This is a genomic window from Marinilactibacillus sp. GCM10026970 (assembly GCF_042660675.1).
GTDB lineage: Bacteria > Bacillota > Bacilli > Lactobacillales > Carnobacteriaceae_A > Marinilactibacillus.
On sequence record NZ_JBHSUL010000009.1, the window covers coordinates 12,526 to 36,494 of the forward strand.

Annotated in this window: 24 protein-coding genes and 2 riboswitches; of the genes, 7 read left to right on the forward strand and 17 right to left on the reverse strand. The window is 39.7% G+C overall.

The window, feature by feature from the left end:
- Nucleotides 1-111: 111 nt before the first annotated feature.
- The 4 genes from fba to ACFP65_RS03125 all read right to left on the reverse strand — a co-directional run bounded on the left by fba (nucleotide 112) and on the right by ACFP65_RS03125 (nucleotide 4,241).
- A complete protein-coding gene (fba, locus tag ACFP65_RS03110; protein ID WP_225743118.1) occupies nucleotides 112-969 on the reverse strand; it encodes a class II fructose-1,6-bisphosphate aldolase in 858 nt (285 codons plus the stop codon).
- A gap of 197 nt (nucleotides 970-1,166) precedes the next feature.
- Nucleotides 1,167-2,777 carry a CTP synthase gene (locus ACFP65_RS03115; RefSeq protein WP_379915783.1) on the reverse strand — a complete coding sequence of 537 codons (1,611 nt, stop codon included), beginning with the start codon at nucleotides 2,775-2,777 and terminating at the stop codon, nucleotides 1,167-1,169.
- Between the two features lie 312 nt (nucleotides 2,778-3,089).
- Complete coding sequence (gene rpoE, locus ACFP65_RS03120) at nucleotides 3,090-3,671, reverse strand: DNA-directed RNA polymerase subunit delta (RefSeq protein ID WP_379915785.1); 582 nt, start codon at nucleotides 3,669-3,671, stop codon at nucleotides 3,090-3,092.
- A gap of 126 nt (nucleotides 3,672-3,797) precedes the next feature.
- The gene (locus ACFP65_RS03125) at nucleotides 3,798-4,241 is read right to left on the reverse strand and encodes a DUF1934 domain-containing protein (protein ID WP_379915787.1); all 444 of its coding nucleotides are present in this window, start codon (nucleotides 4,239-4,241) and stop codon (nucleotides 3,798-3,800) included.
- Nucleotides 4,242-4,424: 183 nt separating this feature from the next.
- On the opposite strand from ACFP65_RS03125, the gene ACFP65_RS03130 reads away from it, so the two are divergent.
- The 5 genes from ACFP65_RS03130 to ACFP65_RS03150 all read left to right on the forward strand — a co-directional run bounded on the left by ACFP65_RS03130 (nucleotide 4,425) and on the right by ACFP65_RS03150 (nucleotide 9,585).
- Nucleotides 4,425-5,261 carry a lipoate--protein ligase family protein gene (locus tag ACFP65_RS03130; protein WP_379915789.1) on the forward strand — a complete coding sequence of 279 codons (837 nt, stop codon included), beginning with the start codon at nucleotides 4,425-4,427 and terminating at the stop codon, nucleotides 5,259-5,261.
- A gap of 106 nt (nucleotides 5,262-5,367) precedes the next feature.
- The gene (locus ACFP65_RS03135) at nucleotides 5,368-6,726 is read left to right on the forward strand and encodes an HD domain-containing protein (protein ID WP_379915791.1); all 1,359 of its coding nucleotides are present in this window, start codon (nucleotides 5,368-5,370) and stop codon (nucleotides 6,724-6,726) included.
- Nucleotides 6,727-6,733: 7 nt separating this feature from the next.
- The gene (gene yidA / locus ACFP65_RS03140) at nucleotides 6,734-7,543 is read left to right on the forward strand and encodes a sugar-phosphatase (RefSeq protein ID WP_379915792.1); all 810 of its coding nucleotides are present in this window, start codon (nucleotides 6,734-6,736) and stop codon (nucleotides 7,541-7,543) included.
- A 179-nt stretch (nucleotides 7,544-7,722) separates the two neighbouring features.
- Nucleotides 7,723-8,160: an organic hydroperoxide resistance protein gene (locus ACFP65_RS03145; protein ID WP_379915794.1), complete on the forward strand. Its 438-nt coding sequence runs from the start codon at nucleotides 7,723-7,725 to the stop codon at nucleotides 8,158-8,160.
- A 129-nt stretch (nucleotides 8,161-8,289) separates the two neighbouring features.
- Nucleotides 8,290-9,585, forward strand: coding sequence for a Y-family DNA polymerase (locus ACFP65_RS03150; RefSeq protein ID WP_379915796.1), 1,296 nt, complete (start codon nucleotides 8,290-8,292; stop codon nucleotides 9,583-9,585).
- 85 nt (nucleotides 9,586-9,670) lie between these two features.
- On the opposite strand, the gene ACFP65_RS03155 is transcribed toward ACFP65_RS03150, so the two are convergent.
- The 5 genes from ACFP65_RS03155 to ACFP65_RS03175 form a co-directional block, all read right to left on the reverse strand.
- The gene (locus tag ACFP65_RS03155; RefSeq protein WP_379915798.1) at nucleotides 9,671-10,243 is read right to left on the reverse strand and encodes a folate family ECF transporter S component; all 573 of its coding nucleotides are present in this window, start codon (nucleotides 10,241-10,243) and stop codon (nucleotides 9,671-9,673) included.
- 117 nt (nucleotides 10,244-10,360) lie between these two features.
- Nucleotides 10,361-10,459, reverse strand: a riboswitch (THF riboswitch).
- Nucleotides 10,460-10,485: 26 nt separating this feature from the next.
- Complete coding sequence (locus ACFP65_RS03160) at nucleotides 10,486-11,079, reverse strand: 5-formyltetrahydrofolate cyclo-ligase (protein ID WP_379915800.1); 594 nt, start codon at nucleotides 11,077-11,079, stop codon at nucleotides 10,486-10,488.
- Between the two features lie 15 nt (nucleotides 11,080-11,094).
- Nucleotides 11,095-11,955 (reverse strand): bifunctional 5,10-methylenetetrahydrofolate dehydrogenase/5,10-methenyltetrahydrofolate cyclohydrolase, encoded by an 861-nt coding sequence (locus tag ACFP65_RS03165; protein ID WP_379915802.1) that lies wholly within the window; start codon nucleotides 11,953-11,955, stop codon nucleotides 11,095-11,097.
- A 3-nt stretch (nucleotides 11,956-11,958) separates the two neighbouring features.
- Nucleotides 11,959-12,624: a cyclodeaminase/cyclohydrolase family protein gene (locus ACFP65_RS03170; protein WP_379915804.1), complete on the reverse strand. Its 666-nt coding sequence runs from the start codon at nucleotides 12,622-12,624 to the stop codon at nucleotides 11,959-11,961.
- A gap of 20 nt (nucleotides 12,625-12,644) precedes the next feature.
- Nucleotides 12,645-14,312, reverse strand: a complete 1,668-nt coding sequence (locus ACFP65_RS03175; protein ID WP_379915806.1) for a formate--tetrahydrofolate ligase — start codon at nucleotides 14,310-14,312, stop codon at nucleotides 12,645-12,647.
- A 260-nt stretch (nucleotides 14,313-14,572) separates the two neighbouring features.
- On the opposite strand from ACFP65_RS03175, the gene ACFP65_RS03180 reads away from it, so the two are divergent.
- Nucleotides 14,573-14,794 carry a DUF378 domain-containing protein gene (locus tag ACFP65_RS03180; protein ID WP_379915808.1) on the forward strand — a complete coding sequence of 74 codons (222 nt, stop codon included), beginning with the start codon at nucleotides 14,573-14,575 and terminating at the stop codon, nucleotides 14,792-14,794.
- 121 nt (nucleotides 14,795-14,915) lie between these two features.
- Here the strand turns inward: ACFP65_RS03180 and ACFP65_RS03185 are convergent, their stop codons facing one another.
- Both ACFP65_RS03185 and mgsA read right to left on the reverse strand, forming a co-directional pair.
- Complete coding sequence (locus ACFP65_RS03185) at nucleotides 14,916-15,128, reverse strand: hypothetical protein (protein ID WP_379915809.1); 213 nt, start codon at nucleotides 15,126-15,128, stop codon at nucleotides 14,916-14,918.
- A 38-nt stretch (nucleotides 15,129-15,166) separates the two neighbouring features.
- Nucleotides 15,167-15,589 (reverse strand): methylglyoxal synthase, encoded by a 423-nt coding sequence (mgsA, locus tag ACFP65_RS03190; protein WP_225743101.1) that lies wholly within the window; start codon nucleotides 15,587-15,589, stop codon nucleotides 15,167-15,169.
- Between the two features lie 180 nt (nucleotides 15,590-15,769).
- On the opposite strand from mgsA, the gene ACFP65_RS03195 reads away from it, so the two are divergent.
- Complete coding sequence (locus tag ACFP65_RS03195) at nucleotides 15,770-16,285, forward strand: type 1 glutamine amidotransferase domain-containing protein (protein ID WP_379915811.1); 516 nt, start codon at nucleotides 15,770-15,772, stop codon at nucleotides 16,283-16,285.
- 374 nt (nucleotides 16,286-16,659) lie between these two features.
- Here ACFP65_RS03195 and thiD read toward each other — a convergent pair whose 3' ends face one another.
- From thiD to ACFP65_RS03225, 6 genes are all read right to left on the reverse strand, one after another.
- Nucleotides 16,660-17,466 carry a bifunctional hydroxymethylpyrimidine kinase/phosphomethylpyrimidine kinase gene (gene thiD, locus ACFP65_RS03200; protein WP_379915813.1) on the reverse strand — a complete coding sequence of 269 codons (807 nt, stop codon included), beginning with the start codon at nucleotides 17,464-17,466 and terminating at the stop codon, nucleotides 16,660-16,662.
- A gap of 220 nt (nucleotides 17,467-17,686) precedes the next feature.
- A riboswitch (TPP riboswitch) is annotated at nucleotides 17,687-17,837 on the reverse strand.
- Nucleotides 17,838-18,247: 410 nt separating this feature from the next.
- Nucleotides 18,248-19,129, reverse strand: a complete 882-nt coding sequence (locus ACFP65_RS03205) for a nuclease-related domain-containing protein (protein WP_379915815.1) — start codon at nucleotides 19,127-19,129, stop codon at nucleotides 18,248-18,250.
- A gap of 649 nt (nucleotides 19,130-19,778) precedes the next feature.
- On the reverse strand, nucleotides 19,779-21,020 hold the full coding sequence (locus ACFP65_RS03210; protein ID WP_379915817.1) for a metal-dependent hydrolase family protein: 1,242 nt from the start codon (nucleotides 21,018-21,020) through the stop codon (nucleotides 19,779-19,781).
- Between the two features lie 91 nt (nucleotides 21,021-21,111).
- Entirely contained in the window at nucleotides 21,112-22,284 is a 1,173-nt protein-coding gene (trpB, locus tag ACFP65_RS03215; protein WP_379915819.1) for a tryptophan synthase subunit beta, read from the reverse strand.
- A gap of 23 nt (nucleotides 22,285-22,307) precedes the next feature.
- Nucleotides 22,308-23,090 (reverse strand): ABC transporter ATP-binding protein, encoded by a 783-nt coding sequence (locus ACFP65_RS03220; protein ID WP_379915821.1) that lies wholly within the window; start codon nucleotides 23,088-23,090, stop codon nucleotides 22,308-22,310.
- The gene (locus tag ACFP65_RS03225; protein WP_379915823.1) at nucleotides 23,087-23,968 is read right to left on the reverse strand and encodes an ABC transporter permease; all 882 of its coding nucleotides are present in this window, start codon (nucleotides 23,966-23,968) and stop codon (nucleotides 23,087-23,089) included. The genes ACFP65_RS03220 and ACFP65_RS03225 overlap by 4 nt, the downstream gene beginning before the upstream one ends.
- Nucleotide 23,969: the final 1 nt, after the last annotated feature.

Consider the following 23,969-nt stretch of genomic DNA (forward strand, 5'->3'; position numbering starts at 1 on the left):
TGAAATGCAAGAATGATATCGTCTTGCAACACGCTATTCATCACTACGTAAAACAGTAAAACGACGCCTGAATACTCAGACGTCGTTTTATTTAGATCATATAAATTTTAATTAACCTTGGTTAGAAGAACCAAATTCTTGCATTTTAGCTTTAGTAGTAGCTGTAATGTTTTCTTTACCAGGTCCGATAACTTTACGTGGATCGTAAACTTTATCATCATTAGCTAAAACTTCACGCGTACGTTTAGTCCATACTTGTTGCAATTCAGTATTTACGTTGATTTTAGTGTGACCATATTCAATCGCTTTTTTGATTTGGTGAGTTGGAATACCAGATCCACCGTGTAATACTAAAGGTGCACCAGTTAATTCAGAAATTTCTTTCATTTCGTCGAATCCTAGTTGAGGTTCGCCAACGTAGTCTCCGTGAACAGAACCTAGAGCAGCAGCTAAAGCATCGATTCCAGCTTCAGTTACCATGCGTTTACATTCTTGAGCATCAGCATATGTTACGTTACCGATAACGCCGTCTTCGTTTCCGCCTACAGAACCAACTTCAGCTTCTACAGAAGCGCCTTTAGAGTGTGCGTATTCCACAACTTTTTTAGTTGCTTCGATGTTTTCATCGATTGGGAATTTAGAGTTGTCAATCATTACTGAAGAGAATCCAGCTTCGATTGCAGCCGTACATGTTTCTAATGAAGAACCGTGATCCAAGTGAACCGCTACTGGTACAGTGATGTCCATTTCTTCCATCAAAGCATTAACCATTGCAGTTACGACTGTAAATCCACCCATGTATTTTCCTGCTCCTTCAGAAACTCCCAAGATTACTGGAGATTTTTCTTCCTGAGCTGCTGTTAGAATAGCTTGAATCCATTCTAAGTTATTGATGTTGAATTGTCCTACAGCATATTTACCTTCTAGGGCTTTGTTCAACATTTCTGTCATACTCACTAAACGAGTCATGTATTTGTTCCTCCTTAAAATTTTCGCACTTTTAAACCGAGCTTTCATAATCGGTTTCTATTTTATTATAAACAAAATTCACAAATAAAACTAGTTAAATATTGAGATTTAGACGGGATTTCCATTATCTTATATCTAAGACTTTATCTTTTTTTAATTAGATTAGACTCTCGCTTCTATTCTAATCTTTTCGCCATTTATTTACTTAATGCGTTCTCTAATGATTTCTCTACGAATGCTGCAAACAATGGTTGTGGTCTGTCCGGTCTAGAAATGAATTCAGGATGGAACTGGCAACCTACGAAGAATGGGTGATCGGCTACTTCAATGATCTCCACAAGACGGTTGTCTGGAGAAACCCCTGAGAAGATTAAGCCTTTTTCTTCAAGAATCTCTCTGTATTCATTATTGAATTCATAGCGATGTCTGTGACGTTCTTGAACAACTTCTTGATTACCGTAAGCAGCAGCTGTTACCGTATTTTTCTCTAGTTTACATGGGTAAAGACCTAGTCTTAAAGTTCCGCCCATTTCAACAACATCTTTTTGATCAGGCATTAAATCGATGATATTGTGCTCGATTGTCGGATCTACTTCTGCTGAACCAGCGCCTTCAATCATCGCTACATTACGTGCATATTCTATTGTCGCTAGTTGCATACCTAAACAAATACCGAAGTAAGGGATTTTGTTTTCTCGAGCGTGCTGAATGGCAAGTAATTTCCCTTCAAGCCCTCTTGATCCAAATCCACCTGGTACTAAAATACCATCTACATCTTCTAATTGACTCATCAACTCAGAAGGTGCTAATTTCTCGGCATTCACCCATTTGATTTCAATGTCAGAATCAACAGCGTATCCTGCATGTTTCAATGCTTCTACTACAGATAAATAGGCATCCGGTAATTCTACATATTTCCCAACAATGGCTACACGTGTTGTATGTTTTAAGTTTTGAACTTTTTCTTCTAGTTTCTTCCATTCAGTCATATCTGCTTGAGGAACATCTAATTTAAGATGATCCACAACAATTTGATCCATGTGCTGTTTTTGTAGATTTAATGGAATCGTGTAAAGTGTTTCTACATCTAGCGATTCGATAACGGCTTTAGAATCTACATCCGTAAACAGGGCTAGTTTATCTTTTGTATGCTGGTCAAGTGGATATTCTGTTCTGACGATGAGTAAGTTTGGTTGAATCCCTAAACTACGCAATTCTTTTACACTGTGTTGTGTTGGTTTAGTTTTCATTTCTCCTGCTGCTTTCAAGTAAGGAATCAACGTTGTATGAATGTACATAACGTTATCTGAACCCACTTCGCTCTTCATTTGACGCAAAGCTTCTAGGAATGGAAGAGATTCGATATCTCCAACCGTTCCGCCTACTTCTGTAATGATGATATCTGAGTCTGTTGTTTGCGCAGCTCGCATAATTTTTTGTTTGATCTCATTTGTAATGTGAGGGATAACTTGAACAGTTGCTCCAAGATAATCTCCACGTCTCTCTTTGTTTAAAACTTCTGAATAGACTTTACCGGTTGTGACGTTTGAGTACTGATTTAAGTTGATGTCGATGAAACGTTCGTAATGACCTAAGTCCAAATCCGTTTCTGCTCCATCATCTGTTACAAAAACTTCTCCGTGCTGATACGGACTCATTGTTCCCGGATCCACATTGATATACGGGTCGAATTTCTGAATCGTTACTTTAAGTCCTCTGTTTTTCAGTAGTCTTCCAAGGGAAGCTGCTGCGATCCCTTTACCAATTGAAGAAACTACGCCGCCTGTTACAAAAATATATTTTGTCATTAAAAATCCTCCTGTATGATCTGTTCGGGAAAGTTCAGTGCAGTAAAGCTTAACCTTGTAAAAAGTTGTTTCCTATTTTCTACAATTACTCCTCTAAAAAAGAGAAAGCTCCCCATTCTATATAAGAATAGGGAGCTTGATATCTATTGTATTCCGCTCTGCCCTATCAAGACTTTCTACTCACTTTTTGGTAAAAGTTTGCAGATTACCTCTTAGGGTGCCCAATAAATATACTATAGACTCCATACATGTTCGTCAAGAGTTTTTTTGCATCCTGATATGCTGAATTGATCAGTCTTTTATATTCGATGGTTACTCTTCTTCTTCTTCATCGTCGCCTAAAACGTCTTCGTCGTCAACAACAGAAAGTCCTGCGATATTTTCATCATCTTCTTCATCGTCATCGCCAAGGTCTTCCAAATCTGCTTTGTATTCGCCAAGATCTTCATCATCTTCGTCGTCTACCATAACGCCGTGTTCGTCAACCGCTACACGATCTCCAAATTCGACTACATCGTCATCTTCTTCAACATCGTCATCTTCGAACACTTCAATTTCATCATCAAAGCCTTTACGATTTCTACGACGTGGTTTTTCATCTTCTTCATCGTTGTCGTGTGTGATTTCTTCATCGATTGAATCGATTGGATACCAGCTGCGCAGTCCCCAGCGATTAGAACCTAAAGAAATGAAACGACCATCGATATTCAAATCAGTATAGAACTGAATCATTTCTGCTTCCAGTTCATTGTCATCAATGTTTAAATATTCTGCAACTTGCATGAGTAAATCATTGTAATTTGTTACTTGCCCAGTCTGTTCCAAAATAGCGTGCGCTACGTCTACCATTGCTAATTCATCTTTTGATTGTCCATCGAATTGTTTGAGTTCCAAACCCACACGACCTTTCTTGTCTATGCTCATTTTTACTTATCTGTAAGGTATATCTATCTTTTTCGACCACCGTTTTTCAGCTCGTTCAAGTACAACCTTTTACGGCATCCAGTTTATACTACCTTATCACGTTGTAAAACGCAATCTAATTTGATAAGAACCTAGTTGTTCTTCATTGAAATAAAGAACATAATCTGCAGATACTCTACCAGCGAACGGGCGATCATAGTAGCTGATCTTCAAGTCTTGCGTTTCTACTCGAATCGGCATGATGCCAGCAGCTGTCTTGTATTGCGTCTCTGTTATTTCTTCACTACTAAATGTAAGACGCGTCATATATTCTCCTCGTCGGATCAGATTAACCGTTCCGTTTGGATTGATTTTTACCGTAACGGGGACCATTGATTCTCCATCGATTTTTTCTTCATATCTAATATAATAGCTATTGTTTATATAAATCACTCGGCCCTTTTCCTCAAAAACATGATGGTGTGTTTCCCCGTTTTGTACGTAGGAACTTTCCATAAAAATTTCCGCAGGCATTCCGTTCGTTAATTCTTTTGAAGGCACAGTCCATTCTCCTTTCATCATTTAATCCATTAGGCAGTAAATGACTCATTCTATGCTTTTCAGTTTATCACAAAATCAGATTGACGTCTCACACTTCCTTTTCTTTATCGCTTTATAGGAAAAAAAAACAATCTTTGTTATACTGTATTCATAAATATTATTACATTTAAAGGAAGATTCTTCATGACTCCATTAACTGAACTCTCTATTCCTAGTGAAAAACCTTATCTCTTATTTGATTCAGAGTCTTCTCCTTTTGAACGAACTCCTGCATCTCCTTTTGCGCTGACAGATGCATTTATTGATTATGCTGTGCGGTTAAAACAACCCGTACTACACTTCTGGTCGACAAAGCCGCTTGTTATCTTGGGGATGATGGATACAAAACTACCCTACTTAGATACGGCACTAACTGTTTTAAAAGAAGCTGAATACGACTATGTGGTTAGAAATTCTGGCGGTCTGGCTGTGGTCAGCGATCCTGGTATTCTGAATATCTCTTTGATTTTTCCAGAAGGAGACGAGCGCTTGACCATTACGGAAGGGTATCAGCGGATGCATCATTTAATTGAACAGACTTTCAAGTCTTATGGGAAATCCATCGACGCGATTGAAATACCCGATTCTTACTGCCCTGGAGATTATGATTTAAGTATTGATGGTAAAAAAATCGCCGGTATCTCCCAGCGACGAATCAAAGGCGGTATCGCCATCATGATCTATATCAGTGTTACTGGAGATCAAGATGCACGCGGAAATCTTATTCGCACATTTTATGAAAAGGGACTGTCCGGCACTACAACGAAATGGACATTCCCGCATGTACGGCCGTCATCAATGACAACTTTGGAAGAAGTTTTCGGAATGCCTTTTTCTCTTGTTCAAGTAAAACAAAGCATAACGATGACCATACAGAATCTAACAACCCAGCTAAGTTTGGGCCAATATGATCAAGAAATCGAAAAAAACTACCTCGAAGGTATGGAAAAGATGAAGAAAAGAAATGAAAAAGTCTTGTGATTAATCAACATTTACCGATCACCTTGACTGATAGAGAGGAGTCCGTGCCAAACCAGACAGTCGTACTAGTTTTAGATAAAGCTGTCTAAAAGGTTGGCAGAATATTATGAGCACAGATAAATTCGAACGTATGGATCGATTACCTTTCGAAAAGGTTTTTAAAGATCCTGTCCATGATTATATCCATGTAAGACACCGCATACTACTAGACTTGATCGATACAAAGGAATTCCAACGCCTTCGCCGAATTAAGCAGTTAGGTACTGCTCAATTCACCTTCCACGGAGCGGAACATTCTCGTTTTTCTCATTCACTTGGCGTGTATGAGATCACAAGAAAAATCGTTGATATGTTTGAACGGAATTACCCAGAAGATTGGGATCCAGATATGCGTTTAGTCACGCTATGTGCCGCTTTACTGCACGATCTCGGACACGGACCGTTCTCGCATACTTTCGAAAAAATCTTTGATACGGATCATGAAGAGTTCACAACCGATATTATTTTATCAGAAGGCACTGAAATTCACGACGTGCTCAGACGCGTTTCACCCGATTTTCCTAATCAAGTCGCAAGTGTGATTACAAAAGAACACAAAAATCCTCAAGTCGTTCAATTGATTTCAAGCCAAATTGACGCGGATAGAATGGATTATCTTCAGCGAGACGCTTTTTTCACAGGTGCGACTTATGGTGCTTTCGATTTATCCCGTATCTTAAGAGTGATTCGCCCTTATAAAGAGGGGATCGTTTTTCAATATCAAGGTATGCACGCGGTAGAAGACTATGTTGTGAGTCGTTTCCAAATGTATATGCAGGTTTATTTCCACCCCGCTTCTAGAGGAATGGAAGTCACGCTTGATCGCTTGTTATATCGTGCAAAACAGTTATATGAAGAAGGCGCACTTTATCCGCAATTCCCTTTACTAGATCCATTCTTCAAAGATACGTATTCCCTAGATGACTATCTTAAGTTGGATGACAGTGCCCTTCAAACGGCTATTAACCTGTGGACCACTAGCGAAGATGCTTATTTGAGTGCTTTATCCAAAATGTTCCTGAATAGACAACCCTTTAAGTCCTTGTCTTACGAAAAAGGAAAAGATGACTATCTTGTTGAAGCATTAAGAGACATCGTAGGAAATCTAAAGTATGACAAAGATATTTTCACGCGTACCAACAGTAGCTCAGATTTGCCTTATGATTATAAGCTTAAAAGTAAAACACCGATTCACCTTATGCAGGCAGATGGAACACTGGTTGAACTCAGTGAAGCAAGTCCTATCGTTCGCTCGCTGAGCGGGAACCTGCATGGTGACCACAGATTATTTGTGCCAAAAGAGTTTTTGGAAAACAACTTGACCAACAAAACAGTCAGTATGTTCCAGGAAGATTATGATGAGTTTCAAAAGTATATTTTAAATGACAGGATTGTTGATCCAAATAAAAAAAGAAGTGGAGAATGATTGACGCATGAAAAAAGATTTAATCGCAATTGATATGGATGGTACTTTATTGAACCCGGACCGCAAAGTAACGGATGAAGTGAAACAAGCCATTCACGAAGCAAAATCGGCTGGAATAAAAATTGTTTTGTGTACGGGTCGTCCTTATCCAGGTGTAACGGCTTATCTGGAAGAACTAGATCTTAGAAATTCTGGAGATTACGTAATCACTTATAACGGTGCGCTTGTTCAAAAATCTGATACAGAAGAAATTATTTCTGAACACACAATGGATCACGAAGATTATGTTGTTTTAGAAAAAGCTGCCCGAGAAGCTGGTGTTCACTTCCACGCTATCCGTAACGACGGTATTTATACGCCAAATAAAGATATTGGAAAATACTCTGTCCTGGAATCTCACATCAATCAAGTGCCTTTATTTTATAGCGCTCCTGAGGAGATGGATGCTACAACACCTTACAACAAAATGATGATGATTGATGATGAAGCGTTACTGGAAGCAGCGATCGCCCAACTCCCTAAAGTATTATGGGAAAACTATACAATTTTACGCAGTGAACCTTTCTTTTTGGAATTCTTGAATAAAAAAGCCAATAAAGGGATAGCATTAGAAGATCTTGCAAATAGCCTGAATATACCCCGTGAGCGCGTTATGTCTATCGGTGATGGTGGAAACGATGTTCATATGATTGAATACGCTGGAACAGGTGTCGCAATGGGGAATGCAAAAGATGCTGTCAAAGACGTAGCCGATGCATTTACAACATCCAACGCTGAAAATGGTGTAGCTAAAGCCATCCGCGATTTCGCATTATAGAACACATTAAAAGACTGAAAGCCAGATAAAATCGGCTCTTCCAGTCTTTTTTGCTTTTTCAATAATGATACTTTAAAAGTAAAAAACGCTGGATTTGTTTTTAAAACCGTATGATTTCACCTTGAAAATGATGAGTGTTATACTTTGTTGAGACAAATCATAAAGGAGATGGAAGAAACATGGCAGACAAACCAGTATACACAACTGCATCAGTAAATACAGGTGCGCGTAATGGAGAAAGTCATACTCCAGATCGTTCATATGAGGTAAATGTAGATACACCGAAAGAAATGGGTGGATCAGGGAACGGTACAAACCCTGAGCAGTTATTTGCTTTGGGATACAGTGCTTGTTACCACTCTGCACTAGACCACTACAAAAAAGAAGAAAAAATTCAGAATAAATCTCAAGTAACTTTAACGGTTCATTTATTGAAAGACCCAAGCGATGGTGGATTCAAGTTAAGCGTAGAAATCGAAGTTGGTATCGAAGATTTAAGCGATGCTAAAGTAGAAGATCTTGCGAACAAGGCACACCACTACTGCCCTTATTCGAAAGCAACAATGGGCAACATCGATGTTAAAGTTAGCGCTGTTCCTTATGTAGAAGGAAAATAATCAATTAAACCCAGTAAGACTCAGGTTTTGATGCCTGAGTCTTTTTTTGTCTCTAATGAGTTTTTCTTGACTACAGGAATATATGTTCTTATAATTAAACCAAACATATATTCCTAAGGAGACACCGTTATGGTACAGCGAATGGATTACACACATGAGCCCCGGCGACAGATTTTATGCATTGACGTAAAGTCTTTTTTCGCTTCGGTTGAGGCTGTGGATCGCCATTTACATCCTCTCGAAGCGTATATTGCTGTGGTCAGTAAGCCGGAAAATAATGGTGGTCTCGTTTTAGCTGCTTCTCCTATGGTAAAACAAACTTACGGAATCAAAACAGGTTCTCGTATCTATGATATCCCTAAACGATCAAAAATCCAGATTGTTGAACCGAGAATGGCTCTTTATCTCGAAAAAAATATTGAAATTTTGAAGATTTTCAAACAGTTTGTTTCAGGTACAGATTTAATGGTCTATAGTATCGATGAATCTTTTTTAGATGTTACGCATTCTCGTCAGCTTTTTGGCTCTGCAGAAGAAATCGCTAAAAAGATTCAATACTTAGTTTGGAAAAAAATGAATTTAGTTGTGACCGTTGGAATCGGTGATAATCCTCTTTTAGCAAAGCTTGCACTGGATCATGAAGCAAAGAATAATCGACAGAAGAACTTCATAGCTGACTGGCGTTATGAGCTGGTCGAAGATACCGTATGGACCATACATCCTATGGCTGAATTCTGGGGAATTGGATCTAGAACCGAAGCTCGTTTATTACGCATGGGTATTTCCTCCATTTATGAACTTTCTCAATTTGATGTGCATCAACTGAAGAAAAAAATCGGTGTGATTGGAGAACAACTTTTCTATCATGCTCATGGAATTGATCGAACACAGTTTTCTGAAACATTCACACCTCGGTCAACTTCTTTTAGTAAAAATCAGATATTAAATCGCGATTATACAGACAAACACGAAGTAGAAATCGTCATTAGAGAAATGACGGAAGAAAATGCCATGCGTCTACGCAAGCATTCTGTCACTACCAGCGTGGTTAAGCTTAGTTTAGGCTATTCAAAACATATTGAAGATAAAGGGTTTAGTCATCAGATGATCATCGAAGCAACAGATTCCTCAAAAGATCTGATTCATTCTTTACTTCTACTATTTGAACGTCATTATACTTATAAACCGGTACGCGTCATAAACGTCAGTTTCGGTAAGATCAGACCCAAACAGTCTTTACAATTAAATTTATTTGAAGAAACGCAGCAATTAATTGACCGGGAGGAATTGGACAAGACAATCGATCATATCCGCCAAAAATATGGGTACACGTCTCTTTTGCATGCCAGTAGCTTGGTTCATGGTGGAATGGCACTGCAAAGGTCGAAACTTTTAGGTGGACACCGTTCTGGTATTCAAAAATAACTCAATAAAAAAGTCTTTATAAGTTGGTCAGAAGCACTTGAATATGCTTTGACGCCTTATAAAGACTTTTTAAAAACGGAACATTTTATTTTTTAGCTGTTGAATATTTTCGGTAAACATTTCTCAGTTGTTTATTATTCGTCAAAAACCAGATTGCCAGCACTCGGACAACAAGTGTTACAGCATTTTGAATCAGTCTAGGGGGTAGAATAACTGCCAGTGGATTACCTGTTAGGATGAATACCCATGTCGTATTGAGCGCAATGTGTATAAACAAGGCAATGATCACTTCGACTGCTATGATGTTTCGTAGTCGAATGTCTTTTCTATGCAGAAATAGGCCATAAGCAACACCTGTTAGCAGTGCAGATAAAGTGAATCCTGGAAATAACGTAACCGCTCCTCCTAAGAGTACAAAGGCTAATAAATCTGCCAGGGCTGCTGAAATCCCAGCCACAAAAGGACCAAATAAAATACCAATAAGCGCAATAGGCAGGAACGCAAAAGTGATTCTAATGACCGGTGTAGTAATTCCCACCCGACTAAGTGCCAAGTTCATAGCAATCAATACTCCTACAATCGCTAGTCCTATCGTCCCAATTTTCCAGTTTGACTGTTTTCCATTCTTACCATAAACGGTCTTTTCTTGATTTTGCATAATCCGAAGATCTCCTTTAATTTGAATTTTGTCCCGCATGAACCGGATACAACTTCTGCCTATATTCCATTAGACAGAAGCCAATTAAAGAGTCCTCGCTAAAAAACCATAGAGCTTTAAAGCGGATGCAGAGATGAGTCGCAAAACTCAATCGTTTTTTCGTCTGAAGGCGACATCCCATCCACTCAGCACTTAACGCTCATCTCTTACTCTTTTGTATTCTAATTTTTGCGTAGAATCGTTTATTCTTGAATCGATTTTATTATAGCATGATTTTTGCTCTTTGGTGTGTCTTTTAAGGTAATCATGTATTTTACAGGTATATCATGATTTTCAATAGGCATTTCTTTTACAAGTTGATTGAAATGCACAAGCGATATTGTTGAATGAGGATAATCCGTTAGCAGTCGATCATAGTAACCACCACCAAAACCTATTCTATATCCTGTTTCCGTATAGACAACTCCCGGAACAATCATCAGATCAATTTCATTAGCATCTAATCGCGTAGTCTGCTCTGGAATTGGCTCTCGGATTCCAAAGTAACCGGACTTCACTTGATTGAACTGTTCAATCTGATAAAAGTGAAGTTCTCTTGTAGCGTGAATAGATTTTGGTACACCGACTTTTTTCCCTTCTAGCCAGGCTTGTCTGATAATGGGTTCCGTGTTCCATTCAAAGCCACTTGAAAGTGTCACCCCAATACTTTGAGCATTTTCCCAAATCGACGAACTGAAAAGTGCCTCGTAGAAGCTTGCTTCTATTCTTCTTTTTTCTTCTGACGTCAAGGATGTCAACGTTTCAATCACTTGTTTGCGAATGGCTATTTTCTCCAACTACCTGCGCCCCTTTTAATGCTTATGTTCTACTTGTAATGACCACGCTGCTTTTACCACTTGTTCAGCAAGAATGGCTGTAGTGATTGTCCCGATACCACCTGGAACAGGCGTAATGGCACTTGCTTTACCCATAACTTCATCGTACTGAACATCTCCACATGGTTTTCCGTCCACGTGTCCATATCCGACGTCAATAACCACTGTGCCTTCTTTGATGTGTTCAGGCGTTACCAAATGAGCTACTCCTGTAGCAGATATCACAATATCCGCTTGTTGCGTGTAGTTTTTCAAGTTTTTCGTTTTGACGTGACAGTTGGCTACTGTCGCTTCTTCGTTCAATAATAAGATAGATAAGGGTTTCCCAACTACCGGGCTACTTCCGATGACGCACACGTCTGCACCAACTAAATCAATACTATAATAATCTAGTAGTTCCATTACTGCTTTAGGTGTGCTTGGCCATAATCCGGTTCGATCGTTTTCGACTAATTTTCCAAGATTACTCGGAGTTAACCCATCAATATCTTTTTCAGGGTCAATCCTCAACGCAATATCATTCCGCGACACCCCTTCAGGAAGTGGCTGCATCACAAGAATTCCATGTATTTCACGGTCTTCGTTAAGATTGTCAATGGTCGAAAGAATTTTATCGGGTGATGTTTCTTCTGAAAAAATAACGGATGAGACTTCAATACCGATTTGATTCATAGTTTTGATTGCGGCTGTTTCATAAGAGATGGAAGAAGCTTCTTCTCCGATTCTGACAATCGCTAGTGTAGGCTGACAATCGACTGATTTCAATTCTTCTACAACAAGTTTGGCTTGTCGGCTGATTTTTTCTGCTACGGGCTTTCCTTTTAATACGTTTACCATGTATTACTGCACTCCTCTTACATCGATCGATGGCCACTTTTTGTGCATCAAATAGTATTTTGAATCTGCGTATAACTGGTCTGCTTTTTCTTCACCTTGAACAAGGTAGGTGTTCCCTAATCCCTCTAGCTCTTTTTTTGTTTGTTCATCTTGCATAAAGTTTGTATTTACAAGGACATTCAAGTGAGAAGATTGCAGTGTAGTTCTGGCAAACAATACACCTACAGCAATATCATTTACAATAGATCCTTTGATTGGTAAGCGAGCGAGTCGTTCATATAGCTCAATCAATTTCAATGTTGTTTTCATCATGCTTAAAGGCGGCTGTACAGCACTATGAAGCCCTTTTTCGATTGCTTTCTGACGACTACTTTTTTGTTCTTCTGTATCTTTGGGTAGCTTATATGCTTTAGAAACAGGCTCAAAAGCAATAGCATCTTGGTCTTTGAGTTTTTCAAAGTGTTCTTTAACTTCTTCAGCTTCTTCAAGAATGCTTATAACTTCCTGTCTTGAGTCCTTGAGCGCTTTTTTATCTTTCTGAATTTCTGAAACCATGTGGATGAGTGCGGCACTCATTGCACCTACTAGTGCAGTAGCACTCCCCCCTCCAGGTAAGCCATTTTCCGACTGTAACTGATTCAAGTAATCAGATATTGACTGTTCTGTCATCTCGATTGTCCTTCTTTCTTCTAGAATAGTCCAGTTATCTTTCCTTCAGATGTAATATCCACTTGTTCAGCAGCTGGTTTTTTAGGAAGTCCTGGCATACGCATGATGTTGCCCGTTAAGACAACGATAAAGCCAGCTCCTGCAGAGATAGATAACGCTCTAATATTCACACTGAAATTTTCTGGTTTACCTAATTTTTCTGCTTGATCAGACAAAGAATACTGCGTTTTAGCCATACAGATAGGTAAGTTTCCGTAACCGAGTGCGGTGAGCTTTTCTGCAGTCTTTTTAGCCAATGTAGTCCATTCTGTTCCTGATCCACCATAGACTTTTTGAACGATTTGCTCGATTTTTTCTTCAATAGAATCTTCTAACTCGTAAGCGAAGGTTAATTTGGACGGCTGATCACAGACCTCAACCACTTGTTTCGCAAGCTCTGTTCCTCCGTTTCCACCTTCAGCCCAAACATCGGACTGAACAACTTGAACGTCGTGTGCTAAACAAGCTTCTTTTAATACTTCCAGTTCAGCTGTTGTGTCTTGCGGAAAAGTATTGATAGCGACAACGGCATTTAATCCGAATACACCTTGAATATTTTCAACATGTTTCAATAAGTTTGGCAAGCCATTTTTTAACGCTTCTATATCCTCTGCGTCTAGCTGATTTTTTTGAACGCCTCCATGCATTTTAAGCGCTCTAATGGTTGCAACAATGACGACTGCATCTGGCTCTAGTCCGCCCATGCGACATTTAATATCCAGAAATTTTTCTGCACCTAAGTCCGCTCCAAATCCCGCTTCTGTGACGACGTAGTCTGCGTGCGTTAAAGCCATTTTTGTTGCTAGTAAACTATTGCAACCGTGTGCGATATTCGCAAACGGTCCACCGTGAACAAACACGGGTGTCTGCTCCAGCGTTTGCACAAGATTCGGTTTCAGTGCATCTTTCAATAACGCAGCAGCCGCTCCTTCTACACCCAGTTGACCGATTGTAACAGGGCGATTGTCATAAGTATATCCAATCAAACAGTTTTTTAATTTTGCTTTTAGTTCATCAATAGAAGTAGATAAGCAGAGTACTGCCATAATTTCCGAAGCAACGGTAATATCAAATCCATCTTCTCTTGGCATACCGTTAGAGCGTGCGCCGATACCACTGATGATTGACCTAAGCTGTCTGTCGTTCATATCAATCGCTCTTCTCCAGGTTACACGCCTTGGATCGATTTCCAATTCATTCCCTTGATAAATGTGATTGTCAACCATAGCTGCGACCAGGTTGTTGGCTGCTCCAATCGCATGAATATCTCCTGTAAAGTGAAGGTTCAAGTCTTCCATCGGGATCACTTGGGCGTATCCGCCACCAGCGGCGCCTCCTTTTAATCCAAATACCGGACCTAAGGAAGGTTCACGCAGGGCAATGGCTGCTTTCTTGCCAATCTTTTGTAATGCATCTCCAAGTCCGACAGAAGTGGTCGTTTTCCCTTCTCCTGCTGGCGTTGGGTTGATTGCGGTAACTAGAATGAGTTTGCCTTTTCGCTTGGATTCAATACTCTTTCCAGATAAAGTGATTTTAGCTTTGTAAGGTCCATATTGTTCAAGATCTTTTTGTTCAATCCCTAATTTTTCGGCGATAGATTCAATAGGTTCCATTTTTGAGGCTTGTGCAATTTCAATGTCTGTCTTCAAAAGTTACCCTCCGTTTTTACGAACGAAAAAAACATCAAACTTTCATTTTATTCGCTTTAATATTATTTAACTGCTTACTTTCTATGTAATCCGATTATAACATAACAATAAACGAACTTTAATCACAATTTCAAGTGGTTTCTCTATTTACTTTTTTTGTATTTACGCGGTATAATCGCCAAGTAACTTCAATTTATTTATCGACATTATTCAGTATATTTCGTAAAATATAGTTAGTTCGTATAAAAGGAGGCTATACCTTGAAAATATTAGATAGAATTGCATTAGGCATCCTGATACTCGGAGGCATTCATTTACTACTGATCGGATTAATTGGTTTCAATACTGTAGAACTTGTCTTCGGTAGCCCAGAGGAGTGGGGAACGCGTATTGTCTATATCGTCATTGGCTTAAGCGCACTATGGTGTTTCAAATACTTCTCATTCACACCAAGAGGCGGCAGCAGATTAAAAGATCGATAGCATCCTTTCCCTCCTGAAGTTGGCGTCATTAACGATTATTATAAATTAAAAAGTCGAGTTATTATAGTTGATTATAATAACTCGCTTTTTTTATGTTCTCTCTATTAATTAATTGAATCCATTATCTGTAAAAAACGATTCCCGCAAGTACAAGTAATACTCCTACAATCAAAGATACAACACTTCCGATGACATAGATACTGTTATACCATAACCAGTATTTTTCTTGTTTCTTATTGGTTGTCTGCTGATTTCTCTTAAGTTGCTTTGGATATTTCAGAGAAATCCCTCCGTACACGATTAATGCAAGACCTATTATAATTAGTAACCCCATTTTATACCCTTTCTTTCACCTGTATCTAGTCACTCATTTCAGATGGGTAAATCTTCTCTACCTTTGCCTCTGAAAAAATCTCTCCACTGATAAAAGTCAGCATCCAACCCTCTTAATAAAATTTCTGCTGAACCTACATTAGTTGCTAATGGAATTTCGTAAACATCACTTAACCTCAGTAATGCCGAAATATCCGGTTCGTGCGCTTGTGCGGTTAGTGGATCTCTTATGAAGATGACAAGATCCATTTTATTGTCTGATATGTATGCACCAATTTGTTGATCTCCACCTAGTGGTCCTGATTTGAATCGATGAACATCTAAGCCTGTTTCTTCTATTATTCGTGTGCCGGTGGTTCCCGTTGCAAATAAAGTATGTTTTTCTAATATTGCCTTGTAGGCCGTGGCCAGTTTAATGATGTCTTCTTTCTTCTTATCGTGAGCAATTAATGCAATATTCATTCTGTTCACTCCATCCTATTGGTTTCAGACTGGTCATACTTTGTATCTTCATTTATCATAACATATCTTATCGGCTAGAGAATACCATGAGAAACAGCATTTAGTATAAGCATTAGATTTGCACCCGTTCTACATGCGCGATACACTAAATGTAGATAAACTAATAGGAGGAATTTAGACATGGGTAAAAAAGTAGCAACCGTTATGACAAAATTATTTGAAGATGTAGAATTCACTTCACCAAAAGAAGAACTCGAAAAAGCAGGTCACGAAATCGTAACGATTGGCTTTGAAGCAGGCGAAACCGTTGAAGGTAAAAAAGGAAAAGCTTCTGTTACAATCGACAAAAGTATTGACGATGTTTCCCCAGAAGATTTCGACGCTTTACTCATACCTGGTGGATTTTCACCCGACCAACTTCGTAAGGATGAGCGTTTCTTGAATTTCACACGTGCATTTTCTGAAAATAATAAACCAATTTTCTCAATTTGTCATGGTCCACAACTACTAATCAATGCTGAAGTTGTAAAAGGAAAAGATATTACTTCAGTCTCTCAAGTAGCAATTGATCTTAAAAATGCCGGCGCAAACTTCCGTGACGAAGAAGTCGTTATTGACGATTCTGGTTTAATTTCAAGCCGTACGCCTGAAGATTTACCTGCTTTTAACAAAGCTATGGTGAACGCGTTACAATAATTACGGCTAGCTGAGGAAATTATTATTTTTCTCAGCTAAAACCTTAACTGATTTTAAGGATACGTACAAAAAATATTGTTAAACTATCTATAGTGTCAAATTATAAAACACTTTTCTTTTCTCCCCCTAATATTGAATGTTTTAAAGTGGCCCCCCACTTTATCTTGTTCTTTTGAAAAGAAACTTATTCTATATGAAGCTGAACTTTCTTTCTCCCCTGATTGAATTGTATACATTGCTGAATATAGAAATATAAGAGACTAGATATGTCTCAATTTTAAATTGAGGTTGGAATGCTTTCCTTCCTTAAAAAAATCCCATTAGGATTCAGCGAACTTTCGCTTTTTCCTAATGGGATTTTTTTGTCTACTTTCTTAATTTTCTGTTCGGTAAGCCCAGTGATTTGTCGGTCCATGACCGTGCCCCACCTGCTCCAGTGGATTAGATATTGCGGCTTGGATGTAAGCTTTAGCTGTCTTGATGGCTTCTAGCACTGAGTGGCCTTTTGCAATTTCAGCCGCAATACATGCTGAATACGTACATCCCGTACCGTGAGTATTTTTCGTGTCAATTCGGGGGGTGGATAGCCATACTTCCTCTCCAGATTCAAGCAGTATCAAATCAGAGGCTTTCGGATCATCCAGCGTATGACCACCTTTTATGATGACAACTTTACTCCCCGCTTCTTTTAACTGATAGGCAGCTTTAAGCATATCTTCCTTGTTTATTATCTCAATCCCTGTCAACGCTTCAGCTTCTGGGATATTGGGTGTGATGACATCTGCTAAAGGAACCAGTCTATTTTTCATCACTTCGATCGCAGTAGATGCCATTAAGGGATGTCCTCCCTTTGCGACCATGACCGGATCAATGATCAGTGGGGCTATTTTATGGTCTAAAAGTTTGTTTGCAATGAGCTCCATATAATCCCCATTAACAAGCATGCCTGTTTTAATCGCTGACAAGTTGAAATCACTGAAAATTGCATCTAATTGTGCTTCAACCATTTCAAGCGGCACAGGATGTACTCCATGAACCCCAAGTGTGTTCTGAGCCGTGACCGCCGTTAATACGGATACCCCAAATACGTTTCTTTCTTGAAAGGTTTTCAAGTCTGCTTGAATTCCTGCTCCACCACCACTATCACTGCCTGCAATCGTCAATACTTGTTTAGTCGTCATTTTCTCACCGCTCCTTGTGCACCGAAGACTTTTTCGATTGCTATGACCGATAAAAAGGTGGTTTTTTCTATTATTTGTTGCGCTACTGTTTGAAAATCGTTCTGTTTTATCATTTTGCTCATCCCACTCTCTAGACATTTTAAGACACAAAAAAACTCTTCCAAAATTGATAGAAGAGAGTCGGTTCACACTAAATAAGAATACAGATAACTTGATCTGCCATTCATCATGATCACTTCCCTCCGCTAGCATTACCTAGTTCAGGTTAAGGGTCAGGTCTTACCTTTCTCAGCTTTCGCGATCAGTTTGGTTGGAGGGTTTTGTAAATCCTCGATCTTTACTGAAAGCTCTATGCTCCCCTAGTTCTTTTAATTTAACGATTTCATTATATCAGTTTGGTACCGAAAATACCATATGCTTAAGCGTTGACTATTTGTTTCATTCCTTTCTATTTTTTACGATTTTTTCATCTGTTCATCATACCTTCTTCAAATTTGTTTTCTATACTATGTTCATACCCACAACAACCAACTTATTTTTCAGGGCGATTACTCCTCCAAGTAATCGTCCGTCTCCTTTTTAGCCACTTGCATCTGCAGGTGGTTTTTTTTGTTTTTTTTGACTTTACTGATCAGTTTCTTTGACAGTAATGCTTAAGGCCGATTTCATTCTTGTTGATGGCTACATTCAAAGTTAGGAAATCACGTAATCTGTGAAATAGTATAATGAGAACGATCGTCACGAAAGGTTCATCGTACATTTGATTATAGAAAATTTCTCCTTAAATATATTCTTTTAGTTTATTCGTTCCTACCATGGTGAAATGTGTTTCTAGCACTTTTCGTATGCTTTTTGTTGATGTTTGTTTACCGCACCAGTCATCGATTTGATTTGTAGTCACCTTACCTTCTGGAAACAAAACTTGATATTGTCTAACACTTTCTAATATAGCTGATTCTAATGGTACTTTATGCCCACAGGTCAGACAACTTTTCATTCTAAGACCGCTCGACAAGGAAAGCGTATTGCAGTGCGGACAGACAACCCCTTTTTCTAACTGTTCATAAGGGTATTCGGGCGTAGTTTGTTCATGCTGATTCTGAGTCTCCTGTCCATCCACTAGTATTTCTGCCAGTTGTCTGTCTTTTTGGGATGACATTTTAAGCTGATCGTTTATTTTGATGAGGTGGGTTTCAATTTGTGTGGGGAAGATAAAAGAATCGGTGGTACTGGCATTATAAAGGGTAAATGTGGGATGAACAAAGACGACGTGTGCTTGAATTTTATGTTTGAAATGTGTTTCTCTGATTAGGTTAGTGAGGTTTTGTTTGGTTCTGGCTAGCTGGATAGTAGGGTTTCTGATAATTTTTCCGGATACTGTCGATAATCCTTCGTTGGTCAAAATGTAATCACCCGAATAATTTTTGATTTCGTAAAGATGGATTGTTCCTCCAGAAATCACTAAGGTATCTATTTGAAAAGTACTTCCACTATTTTTTAATAGTAAATCATTTAGTATCAAAGCGTCACTGGTTAGATGTTTAGCGAGTAGGGTATCAAATTGTTCCTCCCCTGTATATCCTTTTTCAAGGTTCCATAGTAGTCTTCGGTCAGATTCCCTTAACGTAGTTCGTGCATTCAAATAGATGAGCTTTTTTAGCAAATCTGGCTCTTTTCTCTGATTCTTTACTATAATTGTTATCACCTCATTATTGATACTGATGAATGCTTTGGAATCTAATGAAAATTCTAAAAGTTATTGATTTTGAGGATAAGCTACAGCCTATTTTTCTTCATATAATGAGTTTCATTTTAATAAGAAGTTACAATTATGAACATAGTCCCTCTCGTTGACTTCCCACCTTGCGAGAGGGACTATCTGGGCTTTTCATTCCCTCTCGTTGACTTCCTACCTTGCGAGAGGGACTATCTTGACGTTTCATTCCCTCTCGCTGACTTCTGACCTTGTGAGAGGAACTATCTAGGCGTTTCATTCCCTCTCGTTGACTTCCCACCTTGCGAGAGGGACTATCTTGACGTTTCATTCCCTCTCGCTGACTTCTGACCTTGTGAGAGGGACTATCTAGGCGTTTCATTCCCTCTCGTTGACTTCCCACCTTGCGAGAGGGACTATCTTGACGTTTCAGTCCCTCTCGTTGACTTCTGACCTTGTGAGAGGGACTATTTGGGCGTTTCATTCCCTCTCGTTGATTTCCGACCTTGCGAGAGGGAATGTCTTAATGATTCGTGCCAAAAATATAGGTTGGGTCCTTGAAAATGAAAAAAACAGCCGCTGCCGGCTGTTTTCCTTTTTAGGCTATTTGGTTTTTGACGATTTTGCCGTCTTTGATGACGAGTTGGATTGTTTCTGCGTTAGATAGGCTAGTGATATCATCTAGGGGATTTCCTTTGATAACGACAAGGTCTGCTAATTTACCTTTTTCAAGTGTACCGAGTTCGTTTTCCCAGCCTAGGCATTCTGCAGCTGTCTTAGTGGTCGCAACAATCGCTTCCATCGGTGTCATGCCGCCTTCGGTCATCAAAGCGAGCTCGCGTAGATTGGTTCCGTGAGGCATGACGCCTGCATCCGTCCCCATTGCGATTTTAACGCCTGCTTTGTAAGCTGCGGTAAAGCTCTTTTTGTGTGCTTCGATGGCATCTCGAGCTTTTTGAACCGCAGAATCCGGCATCCCTGCCTCCTCAGCTAATTCCAAAACGGCAACAGGCGCGAGTAGCGTTGGGACCAGGTAAGTCCCATGCTCTTTCATCAGTTCAATCGCCTCGTCATCTAGGAAAATTCCGTGCTCAATTGAATGAATCCCAGCTTTGACGGCTTGCTTAATGCCTTCAGCTCCTTGAGCGTGTGCCATGACTTTGACACCTTTTCTAAAAGCGGCTTCTTCAACGATGACTTGTAGCTCTTCAAATGAAAACTGAGTGAACTCTGGGTGATCGGTTGCACTGAGCACACCACCGGTTGCATGGACTTTGATCACTTCTGCTCCGGCGCGCAACATTTCTCGTGTCTTCTTGCGTACTTCTTCTACGCCGTCTGCTTTTCCGTCTGGCATTCCAGGGTAGTTAGCCTGGAGCAATTCAACGGTTTGCCCGGAAGTTGTGTATCCATCGCCATGCCCGCCGGTGATGGTCAGCGCATTGATACTAAGCTGCATTCGCGGACCCTCCACGATACCGTCTTCGACTGCTTTCTTGACACCGAGGTCTGTTCCTAAGGCGTCGCGCACAGACGTAATCCCTGCATTGAGTGTATTGCGCATATAGTCGATCGCTTGATAAAACATGTAAGAAAAAGGTGTTTCCAATCTATTTTGCACGGAAGAATATTCCATCATCAAATGGACGTGGGTATCGATAAATCCTGGAGCGATCGTTGCACCATCGACATCGATTGTTTCGTCAACAGTCCCATCAAAATCCGCAGCGTCTCCCACAAACACAATACGGTTCCCGTCAATGACGACCGTGCCTTGTTCCATTGGCTCGCCCCCATTACCATCTATCAATAATCCATTCTTAATCATCGTTTTCGTCATGTCATTCTCCCCTTAGCTATTAAATATATTCTATTCTAACCTAAGGATTTTCCAATTACTACATTGTGATGAAAAAAAGATGAAAATTTTATCATTTAAAAACCTGCATTGCTTTCAATAACTCCTGAACTTGTTCTACATCCTTATCCCCGCGACCTGAAATCGTCAGAATAATCGAATCTTCTTTATCAAATTCTGGTGCCAGTTTCTTCGCGAGCGCCACTGCATGCGCACTCTCCAAAGCCGGTATGATACCTTCTTTTGAAGATAGCAATTGGAAAGCTTCTAGTACTTCTCCCTTGGACACAGTGTAGTATTCTGCACGTTCACTTTCTTTTAAATAGCTATGTTCTGGCCCAATTCCTGGATAATCTAAACCAGCCGCAATGGAGTACGTTGGTGCTGGCTCACCATTCTCGTCTTGTAACACCAGCGTTTTAAATCCGTGAATTTCTGCTGGCATCCCGTGTGCCATCGTAGCTGCTTCTTCTGGTTCCGCTCCGATCAAACGTACTTCTTCTTCATCAATGTAATGAGCAAAAGAACCAATCGCGTTACTCCCGCCGCCGACGACTGCGATAACTGCTGCTGGAAGCTTACCTTCTTGTTGGATGATTTGACGCTTTGACTCCTCGCTGATGATAGATTGAAAATGTCTGACGATCGATGGGAAAGGATGTGGTCCAACAGCCGAGCCCAATAGGTAAAATGTGTTCTCATAATTTTCTACAAGATCCGCTAAAGCGACATCTACTGCGTCTTTTAGTCTACCTTGCCCCTTTTCGACCGGTACGACTTTTGCACCCAGCAGTTCCATTCGAAAGACATTTAACGCTTGTCTTTCGGTATCGAGTTTGCCCATGTAGATGGTGCAGTCCATGCCAAACATTGCGCAAGCTGTAGCTGTCGCAACGCCATGTTGGCCGGCGCCGGTTTCGGCGATGATTCGGTGGGCACCCATACGTTTTGCGAGTAAGATCTGGCCAATAACATTGTTGATTTTATGCGCGCCCGTGTGGTTCAAGTCTTCTCGTTTCAAGTAGATTTTTGGACCGTTAAAGGCTTCTGTTAATCTTGAAGCAAAAGTGAGTGGATTTTCTCTTCCAACGTATTCTTTTAAAATGTCTTTGAATTCTCTATTAAAGTCCGCATCGTCTTTGTAGTGTTCAAATTCGTCTGCTAGGCGGCTGAGTACTTCATTAAGTGCTGGCGGTACAAAACTTCCACCGTAGTTTCCAAAATATCCTGCTTGATTTGTCGCCATTTACTCCACTCTCCTTTTTATATTTAAAGTACTGCTGTCAGGTTTTCTTCTTCAAATAATTTTAGTAAGTCTTTTAAAGTCATTTTTTCTTTTTCTTTCTGGTTTAAGTCTAGTGTGATTTTTCCGTCTTTCATAACAATTAAACGATTTCCATATTTAAGTGCATCTTCCATCTGGTGGGTGATCATCATACACGTCAATTGTTTTTCTTTGATGATTTGATCGGTCAGTTCCATCAGCTTTCTGGACGTTTTTGGATCTAGTGCTGCGGTATGCTCATCTAATAGTAATAAATCCGGTCTGGTCATCGTTGCCATCAGTAAACTCAACGATTGACGCTGTCCTCCGGATAGATTTCCTGCTGGTGCATCGATTTGCTTTTCAAGTCCATTTCCAATAGTTGCACAAAGTTCGATAAAGCCAGGCTTGTTTTTTCTAAGACTTCTTGATTTCAAAGTCTTTTTTTCTCCTCTTAACTTCGCCAGCAAAAGATTTTCCGCTACCGTCATTCGCGGTGCAGTTCCCATTTTTGGATCTTGAAATACTCGGGAAATTAAAGTCGCTCTTTTTTCTTCTTTCCATTTCGTCAGTTTCTTTCCGTTGAGTTCAATCGTGCCTCCAGTTATTTCTGTGGAACCTGTAATACCATTAAACAAAGTAGATTTTCCAGCACCATTTCCACCAAGAACCGTAACAAATTCTCCTTCGTTCAATGTGAAGTCTACGCCGTCCAAAATGCGATTATCTATATCGCCTTGATTGGTAATCACTTTTGTTAAGCCTGTAAGTTTCATTAAATGACTCATGCTCTTTCTCCTTTTCCAATGATCGTCCCAAGTCCAAGAGAACGTCTGATTTGTGGAATCATTAAACAAATTGCTAGAATCACTGAACTGAAGATTCGGATATACGTTGTATCAAAGCCTAATTGAATCACGCCTAGTAACAGTAACTGATACAAGACACTACCGATTACGATTGTGCATAAACGTTCTCCAAGTTTCATGTCTTTGAACATGACTTCTCCAATGATCAAAGAAGCCAGCCCAATGACGATGACACCCGCGCCACCATTTACATCTGCATAACCATTGTTTTGTGCGACTAGCGCACCTGCTAAAGCAATGATACCGTTAGAAATCATCAAACCGAGTATTTTCATATTATCTGTACGAATGCCTAACGAACGCGCCATATCTTCATTATCTCCGGTCGCAATAAAAGCTTGTCCTAGATTCGTATAGAAAAATGTCAGAATCAGACTGATCAAGATAACCAAAACAATCATCCCTACAAAAACCACATCGTAGTAATTTGGAAGTCCTTCAAAAAAATCAAACAGACGACGCTGGTTCAGTAGATTCAAATTCGGCCTTTTCATAATAAACAGGTTCACAGAGTGCAGCCCGGACATAACCAAAATTCCTGCTAAAATAACCGGTACTTTCCCTTTTGTATAAAGCAATCCCGTTGCCAGCCCTGCGCCCATTCCCGCTAGAATCGCTAAGATAATGGCCAAAATTGGAGAAATACCAGAAACAATTGCCGTAACGGCCACTGCCGCTCCCAGAGGAAAAGAACCTTCTGTTGTCAGATCAGGAAACTTCAGAATTCGATATGTCAGATACAAACCAATTCCTAGTACTGCCCATAAAAATCCTGATGAAATTGCTGAAATAATCATA

Coding starts and splice junctions, on each gene's coding strand:
- ACFP65_RS03130 (WP_379915789.1), top strand. CDS start 4,425: ATGACTCCATTAACTGAACTCTCTATTCCTAGTGAAAAACCTTATCTC.
- ACFP65_RS03225 (WP_379915823.1), bottom strand. CDS start 23,968: ATGATTATTTCAGCAATTTCATCAGGATTTTTATGGGCAGTACTAGGA.
- fba (WP_225743118.1), bottom strand. CDS start 969: ATGACTCGTTTAGTGAGTATGACAGAAATGTTGAACAAAGCCCTAGAA.
- ACFP65_RS03185 (WP_379915809.1), bottom strand. CDS start 15,128: ATGGGGTTACTAATTATAATAGGTCTTGCATTAATCGTGTACGGAGGG.
- mgsA (WP_225743101.1), bottom strand. CDS start 15,589: ATGAATATTGCATTAATTGCTCACGATAAGAAGAAAGAAGACATCATT.
- trpB (WP_379915819.1), bottom strand. CDS start 22,284: ATGGCGACAAATCAAGCAGGATATTTTGGAAACTACGGTGGAAGTTTT.
- yidA (WP_379915792.1), top strand. CDS start 6,734: ATGAAAAAAGATTTAATCGCAATTGATATGGATGGTACTTTATTGAAC.
- ACFP65_RS03145 (WP_379915794.1), top strand. CDS start 7,723: ATGGCAGACAAACCAGTATACACAACTGCATCAGTAAATACAGGTGCG.
- ACFP65_RS03155 (WP_379915798.1), bottom strand. CDS start 10,243: ATGCAAAATCAAGAAAAGACCGTTTATGGTAAGAATGGAAAACAGTCA.
- ACFP65_RS03135 (WP_379915791.1), top strand. CDS start 5,368: ATGAGCACAGATAAATTCGAACGTATGGATCGATTACCTTTCGAAAAG.
- thiD (WP_379915813.1), bottom strand. CDS start 17,466: ATGACGACTAAACAAGTATTGACGATTGCAGGCAGTGATAGTGGTGGT.
- ACFP65_RS03115 (WP_379915783.1), bottom strand. CDS start 2,777: ATGACAAAATATATTTTTGTAACAGGCGGCGTAGTTTCTTCAATTGGT.
- ACFP65_RS03220 (WP_379915821.1), bottom strand. CDS start 23,090: ATGAGTCATTTAATGAAACTTACAGGCTTAACAAAAGTGATTACCAAT.
- ACFP65_RS03195 (WP_379915811.1), top strand. CDS start 15,770: ATGGGTAAAAAAGTAGCAACCGTTATGACAAAATTATTTGAAGATGTA.
- ACFP65_RS03165 (WP_379915802.1), bottom strand. CDS start 11,955: ATGGTAAACGTATTAAAAGGAAAGCCCGTAGCAGAAAAAATCAGCCGA.
- ACFP65_RS03150 (WP_379915796.1), top strand. CDS start 8,290: ATGGTACAGCGAATGGATTACACACATGAGCCCCGGCGACAGATTTTA.
- ACFP65_RS03170 (WP_379915804.1), bottom strand. CDS start 12,624: ATGACAGAACAGTCAATATCTGATTACTTGAATCAGTTACAGTCGGAA.
- ACFP65_RS03210 (WP_379915817.1), bottom strand. CDS start 21,020: ATGACGAAAACGATGATTAAGAATGGATTATTGATAGATGGTAATGGG.